Source organism: Bacillus sp. z14 (2026), assembly GCF_058313575.1.
On sequence record NZ_JBZFQK010000001.1, the window covers coordinates 226,725 to 241,773 of the forward strand.

At 37.2% G+C, this 15,049-nt stretch carries 12 protein-coding genes; 2 read left to right on the forward strand and 10 right to left on the reverse strand.

Annotated features, from left to right (window positions below):
* Positions 1-117: 117 nt before the first annotated feature.
* The 7 genes from AC4G3O_RS01015 to AC4G3O_RS01045 all read right to left on the reverse strand — a co-directional run bounded on the left by AC4G3O_RS01015 (position 118) and on the right by AC4G3O_RS01045 (position 8,610).
* Positions 118-1,866 carry a glycoside hydrolase family 3 protein gene (locus tag AC4G3O_RS01015; RefSeq protein ID WP_225983567.1) on the reverse strand — a complete coding sequence of 583 codons (1,749 nt, stop codon included), beginning with the start codon at positions 1,864-1,866 and terminating at the stop codon, positions 118-120.
* An 18-nt stretch (positions 1,867-1,884) separates the two neighbouring features.
* The gene (locus AC4G3O_RS01020; protein WP_066103672.1) at positions 1,885-2,727 is read right to left on the reverse strand and encodes an HAD family hydrolase; all 843 of its coding nucleotides are present in this window, start codon (positions 2,725-2,727) and stop codon (positions 1,885-1,887) included.
* A 76-nt stretch (positions 2,728-2,803) separates the two neighbouring features.
* Entirely contained in the window at positions 2,804-3,850 is a 1,047-nt protein-coding gene (uxuA, locus tag AC4G3O_RS01025) for a mannonate dehydratase (RefSeq protein WP_066103670.1), read from the reverse strand.
* A gap of 20 nt (positions 3,851-3,870) precedes the next feature.
* Positions 3,871-5,289 carry a glucuronate isomerase gene (gene uxaC / locus AC4G3O_RS01030; protein WP_491135697.1) on the reverse strand — a complete coding sequence of 473 codons (1,419 nt, stop codon included), beginning with the start codon at positions 5,287-5,289 and terminating at the stop codon, positions 3,871-3,873.
* 33 nt (positions 5,290-5,322) lie between these two features.
* A complete protein-coding gene (locus AC4G3O_RS01035) occupies positions 5,323-5,967 on the reverse strand; it encodes a bifunctional 2-keto-4-hydroxyglutarate aldolase/2-keto-3-deoxy-6-phosphogluconate aldolase (protein ID WP_066103666.1) in 645 nt (214 codons plus the stop codon).
* 88 nt (positions 5,968-6,055) lie between these two features.
* Positions 6,056-6,916 (reverse strand): SDR family oxidoreductase, encoded by an 861-nt coding sequence (locus AC4G3O_RS01040; RefSeq protein ID WP_066103664.1) that lies wholly within the window; start codon positions 6,914-6,916, stop codon positions 6,056-6,058.
* A gap of 284 nt (positions 6,917-7,200) precedes the next feature.
* On the reverse strand, positions 7,201-8,610 hold the full coding sequence (locus AC4G3O_RS01045) for an MFS transporter (protein WP_066103662.1): 1,410 nt from the start codon (positions 8,608-8,610) through the stop codon (positions 7,201-7,203).
* A gap of 767 nt (positions 8,611-9,377) precedes the next feature.
* Here AC4G3O_RS01045 and AC4G3O_RS01050 point away from each other — a divergent pair.
* Together AC4G3O_RS01050 and AC4G3O_RS01055 are read left to right on the forward strand one after the other, a co-directional pair.
* Entirely contained in the window at positions 9,378-9,767 is a 390-nt protein-coding gene (locus AC4G3O_RS01050) for a CidA/LrgA family protein (RefSeq protein WP_139891896.1), read from the forward strand.
* On the forward strand, positions 9,752-10,444 hold the full coding sequence (locus AC4G3O_RS01055) for an LrgB family protein (protein WP_139891895.1): 693 nt from the start codon (positions 9,752-9,754) through the stop codon (positions 10,442-10,444). Before AC4G3O_RS01050 ends, AC4G3O_RS01055 begins: the two co-directional genes overlap by 16 nt.
* 36 nt (positions 10,445-10,480) lie before the next feature.
* On the opposite strand, the gene AC4G3O_RS01060 is transcribed toward AC4G3O_RS01055, so the two are convergent.
* From AC4G3O_RS01060 to shc, 3 genes are all read right to left on the reverse strand, one after another.
* Positions 10,481-12,031, reverse strand: a complete 1,551-nt coding sequence (locus tag AC4G3O_RS01060; protein WP_491135698.1) for a hypothetical protein — start codon at positions 12,029-12,031, stop codon at positions 10,481-10,483.
* 224 nt (positions 12,032-12,255) lie between these two features.
* Positions 12,256-13,071 (reverse strand): pyrroline-5-carboxylate reductase, encoded by an 816-nt coding sequence (gene proC, locus AC4G3O_RS01065; RefSeq protein WP_491135699.1) that lies wholly within the window; start codon positions 13,069-13,071, stop codon positions 12,256-12,258.
* 93 nt (positions 13,072-13,164) lie between these two features.
* A complete protein-coding gene (gene shc, locus AC4G3O_RS01070; protein ID WP_491135700.1) occupies positions 13,165-15,039 on the reverse strand; it encodes a squalene--hopene cyclase in 1,875 nt (624 codons plus the stop codon).
* Positions 15,040-15,049 lie beyond the last annotated feature (10 nt).

Here is a 15,049-nt window from a genome sequence, read left to right on the forward strand (position 1 = left end):
TTTATTATCTTAAAGTTAGAATGAACCATTAAAAAAGCGGACCCGCATGCTTAAAGCATGTAGATCCGCATGTTTTTCGTGGACTGAATATAATTTCAATATATCAATGACCGTATATTATAGTCTTGTATCCCACTTATTACACCAAACGTTTTCATTTGGTGTACCATGGAATTCTGATTCACCCATGATCTTGTCAATAACCGCTTTAATTGTGATTTCAGTATCTTTGTATGCATTAATATAGCATTTTACCATTGGCACATCAGTTAAGTGTGTTGTGAAGTTCAATGATACGAATACGGTTGGAACTTCATGTACATACCAAGGGATCTCGTTTGCCATAGCCGTTTTCCATCTGATACGGTAGTTGTTTTCTGCACCATAACCGATGACATTGGCAAATACAAGAGCTGCATCTACTTCTTCACGATATTTTAATGTTGGGCCTTTAACACGAGTGTCACCTTCGTTAACGGTTACTTCAAAGCCTCTGCTTTCAAGCTCTTTCACAATATAGTTAAGAGTTTTGTCATCGCCTTCATAAATGCCGCCTTTTTCTCCTTCTAAGAAATACAGACGAATACGTTTATGTGTTTCTGGGCGAATTGGCAATTGATCCAATGTGTTTTTAACAAGCGTAATTCCTTTATCTGCAGCTTGTTTAGCACGCTCGATATGATCTTCACAGCCAATTACTTTTAAGTCTTCTTCATTGCGGAAGATGGAACCGTCTTTTTGCGCTTTGTGCAAGCCTAGTGTCGCTTTAAAGCCCAGGATTCTTTCTAATGCATCTTGAAGTCGTTCTTCTGTAATGATTCCATTTTTGTAACCATTTAACATGAAGTTGTAGTCTTCATCAATATCGTTGAAGAACAAGAACATATCACAGCCTGCTGCAATGGATTGCGGTACATATTCTTCACGTCTCATCGCTGCTGTCATACCAAGCATATGAGATGCATCAGTCAAGACTAGACCGTTGAAGCCTAATTTGCCTTTTAGGAGACCATTAATTAATTCTGGCGCTAACGTAGCTGGCAAGATATCACGGTCTTCTAATTCAGGTACTAATGCTTTTTGATATTCTGGCAAAGCAATATGACCGGCCATAATAGAGTGTACACCGTTCTCAATATGATTACGGTATACTTCACCGAAGGATTTTTCCCATTCGTCTACAGATAATTCATTTACGCCCATGACTAAATGCTGGTCGCGTTCTTCTGTTCCATCACCAGGCCAGTGCTTAATGCAAACACCAACATTACTTTCTGTTAACCCTTTAATGTATGAATTTGTGTGCTTGATAACCGGTTCAGCAGTTGTACCGTAAGCACGAGTATTTACGATTGTATTTCTCCAGTTTTTTAGGATATCCACACATGGGTCGAAGTTCCAGTTAACACCAACCGCATGCGCTTCACGACCACTTACATAACCGGCATCAAAGGATAATTGTTCATCACCAGAAGCTTCACACATAGCAGCTGAGGCCACATATGTACCATCGTTTACCGCACCATTACCGCCTGCATCACAGTTCGCTGCTACTAGTAATGGAATTTTGGAATCCTTTTGAAGTTCGTTGATAAGTGCTTGTACTTTATCGGATGTAGCCCCCATATAACGAGCCCCGCCGATATGGTATTTTTCAAGCAGTTCTTTGTTTGTGAATGTATTACCGCTGAATTTATCATCACCAAAGAAGAATAGGTTAATAAATAACTGACCGATCTTCTCTTCTGTAGTCATTCCAGCGATTGTATCTTTAACCCATTTAATATCTTCATCAGATAGATTATATGGCTTTGCTTTTAGATCAACCTTTGGCATTGGGATGTTTTTAGCAATTTTTTGAATCATCTGGACTTCCTCCAAACCTTATTTTAAGTTATCGTTGAATTCCTTAATCAATTGTTCTTGGTATTCTCCTGCAAAGCTGCCGTCTAAGAATTTAGCCAAAGCTTCGTTTTGAAAACGATCCCAAGAGAATTTCTCTTTACCAACAAGAATTGGGTAATAAAGAACGTCATTTACCTCAGCAGCAGATAAATCTCCAGGAGCATCACCGATCATCAATACACGAGTGTTTTCATAACCGAATTTTTTCAATTGCTCTATGCAGTAAGCTTTAGTACCAGCTTCTTGTCCAAGCATGACATCAACATGTACGTTTAGTTCATGTCTTGTCCATTCATCAAGTACAGCTGCACCATTTGCTGATGATACAATCGCTACATCTGCTACATTATTAGCAGCTGCTAAGCCTTCTTTAGCACCTTCAACAGGTTTATCATTTCCAGCCAGTTCTTCCTCAATCGTACGATTAACCGCATGGCTCCACTCTAAAGCTTTCTTTAATTGCTCATCATTTGTTTCAGCAATCGCTCTTTCAAGTGATGGATTGGAAAGTTCATTCGTTGTTTCAGCCCATTTTTTGAAAGAAGTGATATCAGGCATTTCAATGCCTTCTTTTTCTAAAGCTTCGAAAGTAGCGACAACCCCTTTAAAGCGGTTGATTCCTCTTGTTCTTGTGTAAAGGTTGATATCATTCCATACTTTTAGGAAACGATCTTTAATGTGATGAAGCTCCCATACATCTACTGCACGCGGTCCAAATGCTTCTTCGTGTTTTACACCCATCGTATCCATTGCGCAACCATCGGAATCAACGCATACTAAAAAGTCTTTTGTTTTAACAAATTCTTTGATGTTGTCCTTCATTTCTATACTCTCCTTCTATATGAATAAGCCGATACGAATTCTTACTTGGAAGATTCGCATCGACTTATTTTAATCATTAGCGATTATTTTTATTTACTGCTTCCCATAATCCAATTAGGTAAGTAGCACCTAATGCACGATCATATAAACCGTAACCAGGCTTACCAGTTTCGCCCCAGATCATACGACCGTGGTCAGGACGGATTGGTCCTTCATAGTTGAAGTCTTTCATTGCTTTAATCACTTCATACATATCAACAGAACCATACTCAGATGGGTGAGCACTTTCTTCGAATGACATTCCGCCTGTTAATTTAACGTTGCGGGCATGTACAAAGTTTACGCGGTCTTTCTTACCAAAGTAACGAAGCATTTCTGGGAAATCGTTATTTGGGTGAGAACCAAGTGAACCGCTGCACATTGTTAAACCGTTATATGGGCTGTCATATAGGTTAACGAATCTTTCTAGGTTTTCTTTGTTTGTGATGATACGTGGTAATCCAAAGATATCAAATGGCGGATCATCTGGGTGGATTGCCATTTTTACGCCAGCTTCTTCTGCAACTGGAATAATTTCTTTAATGAAATACTCAAGGTTTTCCCAAAGTTTTTCATGATCAACATTTTTGTAGTGATCAAATAATTGTTGCAGGTCTTCTTTTTTATAGCTGGAATCCCAACCTGGTAAAGAAAGTTCACCTGTTAGTGGATCCATTTTCTTAGCTACTTCTTCTTCGAAGATAAGAGCTGTAGAACCATCTGGAAGACGGTATTCTAAATCTGTACGTGTCCAGTCAAAGATTGGCATGAAGTTGTAGCACACAACTGGGATACCAGCTTTACCAAGGTTACGTAAAGTCGTTTTGTAGTTCTCGATATATTTGTCACGAGTTGGCAAACCAATTTTGATATCTTCATGAACCGGTACGCTCTCGATAACAGAGATGTGCATACCAGCATCTTCTACAGTCTTTTTCAATTCTTCGATTTTATCCATCGGCCAAGCTTCACCAACCGGGATATCATAAATAGCTGTTACAATTCCTTTCATACCTGGAATTTGACGGATGTATTCCAAAGGAATACTATCAGTTTTTCCATACCAACGGAATGACATTTCCATAGTAAGTTTCCTCCTAAAAATTATTGAAGATCTATATTAAAATAGTTCTTAGCGTTATTAAAGCAGATGTTTTCAATTAAGTTTTGCAGCAATGCCGGATCATTTGGAATTTCGCCAGATTCTACCCAAGTACCTATTAAGTTACATAGAATGCGGCGGAAGTATTCATGTCTGCTATAAGAGATAAAGCTACGTGAATCTGTCAGCATCCCTACAAAGTGACTTAATAATCCTTGATCAGCTAAAGCTGTCATTTGGCGAATCATGCCTGGTTTAGTGTCATTGAACCACCAACCAGAACCAAATTGGATTTTACCCGCGATTCCTTCTTCGTTTGTTTGGAAGTTTTGAATCGTTGTACCAATCAGTTCGTTATAAACAGGATTCAAATTATACACAATTGTTCTAGGCAGGGAATCCCTGATTTCTAACGCGTCTAGCAGCGCATTTAATGGTGCGGCTACTTCGCCTTGATCACTGATGGAGTCAAAGCCTGCATCAGGTCCTAATCTTTTGAACATTTTTGTGTTGTTATTGCGGATTGCACCAAAGTGAAGCTGCATTGCCCAGCCTCTTTCTGTGTAGGCCTTTGCAAGAGCAATCATGATGGCTGTCTTGAATTTATTTTCATCCTCTAGGCTTACAGCTTTACCGCTACGGCCAGATTGATAAATTCCATCTAATTCGCTTTCATCGAATTCAGCAAATGGAACCTCTGATAGGCCATGGTCAGAAATTCTGCAGCCTTTTTCGTGGAAATATTGAACTCGATCCAATAGAGCCGCAATATAATCCGCATAAGTTGCTAATGATTTGTCAGCAACCTTTTCAAGAGTCTCCACGAATGGAACGAATGTAGCTTTATTGATTTCCAATCCTTTGTCAGGTCGGAATGAAGGAAGAACCTTCACTGGGAAATCAGGCAATTCAGCGATTTGCGCATGATACATAAGATCATCCGTCGGATCATCTGTCGTGCCAATTACTTTTACATTTGAGCGTTTGATGAGTTCGCGAACAGAAAAATCATCTTGCTGCAACAATTCATTACAACGGTTCCAAATGCTTTCCCATGTTTGTTCGTTTAATAATTCTTCAATACCGAAGTAGTTTTTTAACTCAATATGAGTCCAGTGATACAAAGCGTTTCCAACTGTATATGGAACAGTTTTAGCCCAAGCCTCAAACTTCTCCTTCGGATCGGCATCACCAGTAACATACTTTTCAGGAATCCCATGTGCTCTCATTGCTCTCCATTTATAATGGTCACCTTCGAGCCATAGTTCAGTTATATTTTTAAATTTACGATTCTCTGCAATATCCTTTGGGGATAAATGGCAGTGGTAATCATAAATAGGCATATTATTAGCGTATTCATGATACAACTTCACAGCTGTTTCATTTTGCAATATAAAGTTTTCATGTATAAATGAACTCATCCGCTTTACCCTCCTTTATGTAGCAGGTCTTGATTATTTATTTTGAAGTGTTGCTAAATGGTCCATAAACTCTCTTGCAACTGCTTGGACAGAGCTGTAATCTCCATCTTTCACATTCTTCGTTAAGGCACTTCCGATACCTACTGCAAATGCACCAACTTCGATCCAGTCAGCCAAGTTATCCTTGCTAACACCGCCTGAAGGCATCATTTGAACATGTGGAAGTGGTCCGTGTACATCCTTAATGAAGGATTTGCCAAGAAGGCTTCCAGGGAACATTTTGATAACATCAGAACCGTATGTAACAGCCTCCATTACTTCAGTTACGGATCCGCAACCTGGTAAGTAAGGAACACAATAACGATTACACATTAATGAAATGTTTTTATCAAAGTGTGGACTCACGATATAGCGTGCACCCTTCATAATAGCAAGACGAGCTGTAGCTTCATCTAATACTGTTCCAGCACCAATGATCATGTTGTCATCATTCATGCTTGCAAGTTCAGCAATAACGTCACCTGCATCAGGTGTTGTAAATGTAATTTCTAAAGAACGAATACCGCCTGCATATGCTTGTTTAGCAATTTCAACAGCTTCTTCTTTTGTCTTACCGCGAACAACTGCTACAACATAGCCTTTGCGCATTTCATTTAATACTTCAAATTTTGGTAACATAACATTCACACTCCAGTTTTCGAGTCGATATCAACAAAACAAATAGCGATAGATTAATCGCTATTTGTTTTCAATTTTTTAGCCCTAATTAAACACCAGAATATGCAGAGAACGCACCATCAACTGGGATGATTACGCCATTAACAAAGCTGGATGCTTCATGGCTTGCAAGGTATAACATTGTTCCAACAAGCTCTTCCGCTTCACCAAAACGATCCATCGGCGTATTGCGAAGGATTTTCTCAGAACGCTCAGTGTAAGAGCCATCTTCGTTTTTCAACAATTTTTCATTTTGTGCTGTAACGAAGAATCCTGGAGCAATTGCATTAACACGGATTCCAACTTTAGACATGTGAACCGCTAACCATTGTGTAAAGTTACTTACTGCAGCTTTCGCACCGCTGTAAGCAGGAATTTTTGTTAATGGTGTGTATGCATTCATAGAAGATACATTGATGATTGTTGCACCTTTACGATTTACCATATCACTTGCAAATTCTTGAGAAGGTAATAAAGTACCTAAGAAATTCAAGTTGAATACGAATTGAACTCCTTCTGGATCTAAATCGAAGAAAGTGATTGTATCTTTCAATTGACCATTCAAATCTTCTGGGAATAAATATTCTTTAGTAGTAGTTCCAAGTGGATGGTTACCACCAGCACCGTTGATTAAGATATCGCAAAGTCCTAATTTTTCTTTTACAACTGCGTGTGCAGCTTTTAGGCTTTCTTTATCTAATACGTTTGCTTCAACACCAATCGCAATTCCGCCTTTTTGGCGAACTTCTTCAGCTTTCTTTTCAGCATTTTCTAAAGCGCGGTCAAGAATGGCAACTTTCGCTCCACATGCAGCCAAAGCATCAACAAATGCTCCGCAAAGGATTCCAGCGCCGCCTGTAACAACCGCAACTTTATCTGTTAAATCAACTTTAAAAGGTAAAGTAGTCATTTCGTCATACCTCCATATATTTGCATTGAAATTTTCATAAACACTATGTATACGTGTTATTGCATGCTTGTATACTAGCATACTTGACGAGTTATATCAATAATTTATTTTTCTAAATTTGAACATAACTCATACATTAAATGCCCATTACTTATCATGCTCTACCAGATTCAAAGTATGTACGTAATTCATTAAATACTCTTCCTTTTACATCCTTTTCTTCTTTTTACAAATTCCCCAATAACAAAAAAAGATAGCCCATTTAAGAGCTATCTCTTTACTAATTATTTTTTACGTCTTTCAGCAATATCAATTGCAAGTTGCTCTGTACGTTTCTTGTTTAATGGGTACAAGAACATTAGGATTAAGAAAATAACTGCATAGAACAACGCTGGTGCTAATGTACCAAGTGCATGAATTCCATTTAACGTACCTTCTGTTTGTGTTTCAAGTGCTGCATTGTAACCAACTGCAGCGATCAAGAAACCGCCAAGACCACCAGCAACGGCTTGACCTACTTTACGAGCGAAGGAGTAAACTGAATAAATCGTTGCATCTTCACGTAAACCAGTTAAGAACTCATGATAATCAATAACATCCGTTACAAACGCCCAAATAACAACGTTTAAGAATGCTGTACCAAACATACCAAGTGCTGCAATCCATACAAATGTCATTGCATCAATATCTTTCAGCATGAATAGTACGAAGTAAATGATAGCCGCAAATCCCATACCAATAGAAGCAATTTCTTTTTTACCGAAACGAGCAACTAATGGTTTAACCAACGGCATTGCTATAAATGCTGTAACTGTAGTCATAACACCAACAAGACTTAACGCTGCAGTGCTAGTGAAATAATCTTTAAATAGGTATACGTTTACTGCTCCCATAAGCATGCTGTTTGTCATGAATAATAAAGATGCAGTTAAAATCCAAATAAGTGGTTTGTTTTGACCGATCGCTTTAAGCGTTTTACGAAGATCCATTTTTTCTGCATCATTTGTTTCAGGAACGATACGTTCAGTTGTTAATTTGTAGCAACCGATGTAACAAGAAATTGCCAACACACCAAAAATACAAGCAGCCATGAACATACGATTTGCATCGATTTTGTTATCAACAAAGACAATCATTGGTCCGACTGCATTGATGATCAAGCTCGCAAGCATCATACCAGCTGTTCTGTAAGTAGATAAAGAAGTACGTTCAACTGGATTATCTGTCATAACAGATGCCATAGACCCGTAAGGAATATTAACTGTACTGTACAAAGTACCCCAAACGATATATGTTACGAACGCCCATGCCAAGTAGAAACCATCACCCATACCAGGAATCGTAACGAACATTAAAACCCCTGAGAAAACTAATGGGAATGACATTCTTAGTACCCATGGTCTAAATTTACCATTTTTAGTTGGTTTTCTAGTGTCAATAAAACGTCCCCAAGTTACGTCTGCTACTGCGTCCCATAAACGAGCAGCCATGAAGAGCGCACCAACTGTCGCTGCATTGATGCCAAAAATATCGGTATAGAATACCATTAAGTAAGCACTTACCAATAAGAAAAAGAAATCGTTTCCAAAGTCACCTAATAGATATCCAATTTTGTCCCTCATGCCGAAAGGACGAACATTAGGAGTAGGGTTTTCTTTTGGTGAGCCTTGTTTTTTCAAAGCTTCTGCACTCATTTAATTACCTCCAAATACTATAATAGTTATAAATGACGAAAATACCGCCAAGCAGGTTCAAACACTTACACTCCATACTTCCATCAATCTTTTGTAAACAGTAAAGGCTTCTTAACTGGTAGTATATACTTACTCCTAAATTTTATTTACATTTCATTTTGCTCATTATTTCACAAAGAAAAGTAAAATAAAATGCAGGAGGTAAAATTGTTCTAAAACTGATCATTAATATTTCGTGTAAAAATAAATTATAATTACTATTGCTCATTATTTCACAAACAAGAGTAAAATAAATGTTTGAAACTTCTTCTTGGTTCAAACTATGTTTCGTTCATTTACACTAGTATACTAGCATGCGCATGATAAGATTAAAAGACCTTTTTTTAATTTTTTATGAGGTAAAATAAACCAAACAAGAATCCTCACTAATTTTTCTGTTTCCGTTTTCATACGGGAAGCTTTAAAAAGATACTGGCCGGACATATACGGAATTACGTTTTTCTAGATTGTAAAGCTTTAAATTACTCCTCACCCTCTTTTTATCCTCTTATCTTTGCTTAAATTAGAAGCAATAATTAGAAAAGCTAAACAACAGAGCCTCTGATTTAACAGGATTCAAAAAGCTAATAAGATGTACTAGCTAAAGTACAAGTGCAATTTCCATAAAGTGCAAATTGTTTGACTTGTCAGAAGGGAAGCGTAATATCAAATTATCATTTAAATTTGGAGGTGAAGGTTACTTTCACTCTATAGTAGCCAATACGTTCATGAAACATTTAGTCATATGCTCGCAAATCGTTGTTCTTTTTCTTTTTTATTATATCGGCGTATTCATACAAGAGCTGTTTAGCATTCCCATCCCTGCAAGTATCATCGGGTTATTATTACTGTTAGTTTGCTTGAAATTCAAAGTGATTCCAGTTGAATACATTAATCGCGGAGCTGGTTTTTTAATTGGTTTCTTACCTTTGTTATTTGTTCCAATCTGTATCGGTGTTATAAAGTATCCCGAGCTATTCTCCTCTAAAGGTTTCATCATTATGTTTGTCGTATTTATTAGTACAATCTTTACCCTGCTGATATCCGGAGGAACCAGTCAGATACTCGAAAATTCAGTGAACAAACGAAAGGATCAAAATAAATGGGGAAATTACTGATTGCCATTACAATTATTATTATAACTGTCATCATATTTCTTTTATTAAATAAACTCTATATCCGATTTTCCTATCCCTTTCTTTTGCCAATCTTAACAACAACCATTTTAATTGTTTGCATCCTTTCAGTTTTTAATATTTCTTATGATACATACATGATTGGCGGAGAGTGGATTAATCAATTACTTGGTCCGGCAGTAGTTGCACTTGCTTTTCCGCTTTATAAACAATGGAGAATGTTAAAAGATCATATATTCGTCATTTTAGGAGGTGTCTTTCTTGGGGTATTGGCAGGAATGGTTAGTGGACTTCTATTTAGTAAGCTGGCTGGTATAGCCGAGGAGACTGCCGTTTCCATATTGCCAAAATCATTAACTACCCCGGTTGCTGTACAGATCTCCGAGGAGTTAGGCGGGGTTCCGGCATTAACAGCTATTTTTGTCATGATAGCAGGTCTAACCGGGGCTATTTTAGGTCCGCTTATTTTAAATTTATTCCACATAACAAATCCCGTTAGTAAAGGCATTGCTTTAGGCAGCGCATCGCATGCAATTGGTACCTCAAAGGCATTTGAATTCGGTGAATTAACCTTTTCCATGAGTTCGATTTCCATGACATTAAGCGCAGTTTTTGGTTCCATTTTAGGACCAATTATCATGAACCTCTTTATTAACTAGGGGTAAAAAAAGTCCGTTTTTGCTGAAACGGACTTTTCATATACTTTGCGCTACCTCTTTAATCCCGTAATTTTCATTCTCAATTTGTTTCACCTTATCGCTGCATTCCTGTAATTGTTGATTCAGTTTGATAAGCTCCTTTTCATATTTACTTTTAATCTTATTCTCCGTTTCAATCATGAAATCAATATCCGTTAATTCCTTCTGTATTTGTTTAATCCCAATTCGATCAGCCCGTTTAAAGTCACTATCCGAATCTAAAATATCTCGGACTAAGCTCTCAAGAAGCTCATCCACTTTTTTCTCTTTACCAAGCTGATCAAGTGTAACTGACATATTCAGCAATTTATTAGTAAATTGTTTGATTAAACTGGTTTCCAATATTTCATTGCTTTTGGATGCAGCTAATTGGTTTAATTTTTTTTGGATGTGAATGTACTCAGTACGATGTTTTTCAAAACTTTGATTTATCGTCAACTCATTTATATCCATAAAAAGGAGTGTTGATTTAAGCTTGTACATTTCGATATTCAATCGTTCCTGAATATGATTTTTTTGATTTGCAAATTCGTTTATCCGCTGCCGGGATTTATGGACAGATGAACTCATTTCGATATGTTTCATTTCTAATAAATCAGAATGATACTCCAATTGACGGTATTCCTCTACCCTTCTTTTCCATTCATTCAGGAATAAAACTGGACTGGACACAGAATTTTCATCGCATAAATACGCTAAAGTTATCTGCATTAGGATAAAAGGCATTAGCCTTTTTTTTATGGCATGATGCTGATAGTTTATTTGAAGGACTCTGCCTCCAAGGACATAGGGTGTAATAAAATATGGAGAAGTTAATAATTTTGTCGTAGGGGAAATATTTTCTTGATTGATTAATGGGATATTCATTGGAAGCTTTTCATTGTAGTTCATTAAAAGCTTTGTAAACATATCAAAAAATGAAGGAAGACTGATATTTGATACCTGAATAAGTAAAGTGGATAATTCTATTTCTTTAAAAACCTCAATTGACAAATAATTTGCAGGCAATTGTTGAAGAAGGATCCATTTTTCATCCTCTGAGAGCTGAATTATAAATTCATATATAGTGTTTAAAAAATCCTGCTGATCCTCAACTGAAAGATTTTGAAAGCGATATTCCACCTCATAAAATAGCTGTCTGAGCTGATAGTGAATAATGTGATGGATCCTTGTAAACTCAATTTGTTCCGTGTTTTGAAGGAATGATTTTTCCTGATTTATATATATTTGATATACTTTTTCAACAATTTCTTCACATTGATTATCCACATGGAAAGCTTCACTATAATAAACACCTTCTAGTTCAAGTGTTTTATTCATTTCCTGAAACAAACTGACCTGCAATGCCTCATCTGAGAGATGAAAATATTCATCGGTTTTTTCAAGAAGGCAGTTTACATAATCAGTATTATGTTTCCTAGAAATGATTTTGTTAATATTAAATGGGATTAGTTCTTTTAGATTTAAATTCGTTAATAAACTATAAATGATTCGTAAATCGGTTCCTTTCAACGAATAGATACTGTTAGATAATAAAGTTCCATCCATAGTACTCACTCTCCCGGCCTTAACGGATAGAAATATTTTAACATGGAAATAGTTGTTAATATACATGTGAGTGTAAATCTTTTTCAATTTAATACGGATTGATAGGAGTGTAATTCATAAAAAGCGGGACAAAGAATGGTTTAACTACACCATGAATAATCACTGCATAAAAAACAGCATCCATATCCCTAAAAGGTAAAATGGATGCTGCATTATTTTCGTTTCTAGTAAACTTCATCATTCATTTTCTTTGATTGTTCAGCACAAACCTCCATCGCTTTAATGACAGAATTTCTGAATCCTTGTGCCTCCAGTTCTGTGATGGCAGCAATTGTTGCACCACCTGGGGAGCAAACTTGATCCTTCAGTTCTGCTGGATGAATCCCTGTTTTCAAAGCGAGTTTTGCCGATCCCATAATGGTTTGTTCAGCCATTCGATAGGCTTTTTTTCGATCTATCCCTAATTTCACAGCTGCATCTGCCATTGCTTCAATTAATACGAAAATATAGGCTGGAGAAGAACCGCATAAAGCAATAAACGCTTCGAAATCATCTTCTTTAAGAATTTCATATTCTCCAAACACACTAAATAACTGGCAGATTTCCTCTAACTCTTCTCCTGTGACATGGTCATTTGGACAAATAGCCGTCATCCCTGCATTCACCAGGACAGGAGTATTAGGCATAGACAATATAAATTTTGATTCTGCTCCAATCCAGTCATCCATTTGCTTTATTTTAACTCCGGCAGCAATCGAAATAAGAATCTTCTTATCAGTAACATATTCTCTTATTTCTTTAATAACTTCTTCATATTGGTTTGGATTAACTGCTAAAAAGATTATATCTGAATTTAGGACAACTTCTTTATTATCCAGAGTTGTATGAATCGGCCACTTTTCCGAAATAGCAACTTTTGATTCTTCTGAGCGCACAGATACCAACAATTGATCAGCGAGTTTTTGATTACTGTTAATCAAAGAACCAACCATCGCTTTTCCCATATTTCCACAGCCAATAAAACCTATTCTTTTATTCATGTTTCAACACCTATTCTTCCTCATTTGCCACTATTCTAACATAAAACAAGTAAAAAATAGAAAATTAGGATTAGCGCGCTCATTCCCATGTAGCTATGTATGGTCAGTAATCAGTTTCTTTTCATAATGACCCAGTGCTAACAGAGGAAAAATATAATTATAGCTTTCATAAATGATATAAAAACCACCCCGTAAACCGAGACCTGTTGGATACCTGTTTGCATTAGGATGGTATAACTCTTCATTTATTAAAAAGTTAACCCCTTTCTGAATGGTTGGTGAAGTTGCCCGCTTAACTGCTAAGAGAGCATCCAATGCCCAGGCTGTCTGGGATGGAGTACTGTAGGACAATGGGATATAACGTTCTTTATCTGCACTCATACAGGATTCTCCCCATCCTCCATCTTTCAGCTGGATAGACTCCAGCCATCTGATTGCTTTTTGGATAGAAGGGTGCTCAGGCTTGATTCCGATTGCACATAGTCCAGTCACCGCTGCCCACGTTCCATAAATATAACAAACACCCCATTTTCCATACCAGCTACCATCTGATAATTGTTCTTTCAGAAGCCAGGCAGCTGCTCTTTTAATAAAGGAATGGTCATGTGTTAATCCAGCATAATTACCCATGAATTCTAAAACACGACCTGTCAGGTCTGCGGTAGAATCGTCAATGATGGCATCCTTTGCATTTTCGATTGGTAGATAAGCAAATAAAGAATTATAGGCATCTTTTTCAAAGGCTCCCCATCCTCCATCCTTATTTTGCATGCCCTTCAAATACGAGAAACCTTTTTTCCAAGCAAGATTTGCTTGTTGGTTCAATTTACTTTGCTTTGTTAATGCTCGTAAAACCGCACTTGTATCATCATTATCCGGTATATAATGATTGCTGTCAGAAAATCCCCATCCCCCAGGAATCACATCTGGAGCATGTACTGTCCAATCCCCTCTCGTGCTTTGTTGTTTTTTCAGCAAATACGCATTTGCTCGATCGATAACAGGATGGGTTGCCTTAACCCCCGCTTCTTGTAAGGAATAGCTTAATAAAGCTGTATCCCACACCAGGGAGGGTGAATTTTGCAAATGAAGGCCATAAGGTGTATCCGTTAAATAGCTCTTCATTCCCTCCATCGCCTTAAGAATAATCGGTGAGTTTCGTTTATACCCTAAGGCAAGTAAAGCATAAATCATATAACAGGTAGCCGAACTATAACTATACAGTGTCCCATTTTTCTCAACCCGGTCAATCATTAGCTTTTCTGCAGATTGATAGCCTGCTTTTTGCCAAGAGGATGGAGAAAAATTGAGGATCTTTAGTTGATTAATCAATTGTTCTGTCTGAAAAAAACGTTCCTCTCTAAACCATCCACCTTCTTGTCCATCAAGGAAACTCTTATCTATCCCCTTGTGTTCATACATAAATCGTTTATTAATGCAGATGGTCATAGGAGTTAAATGCACTCTGGCATAGTTACTGCATTGATACATGTTAAAAGGTACATGGGGCGGGAGCATAAAATAACTCATCGGAAATTTAAAAAAGCTTGGATAATTATACATTCCATTGACTGCGAGCATCATTTTAGTCATAAAGTGAGATTTTGATACTCCACCATGCTTAATTATAAATTGTTCAGCTCGCTTCATCTCCTCATCCATCCGAGTAAATTTGCCTGACACAAGCAGGGCTGTATAAGATTGAACGGTGGCAGATAAATTACCATCCTTCTCATCCGGATAGATACTCCAAGACCCATTATCATTTTGAGTGCGCAGCAGCCGTTTCACTAGTTGATGCATTAATTCTTCTTCATCTATTCCTAAGGTCCGTATAAGTAAGATCATAAAACAATCCGTTAATGAAGATCCTTCAAAGTTGAATGTCCATGAACCTGATTGATTTTGTGTTTTTTCCAGCCTTTCTAGCTTGGAGGCTATATACTTCTCAACGTTAGATTTTGTCATAACTATCTTA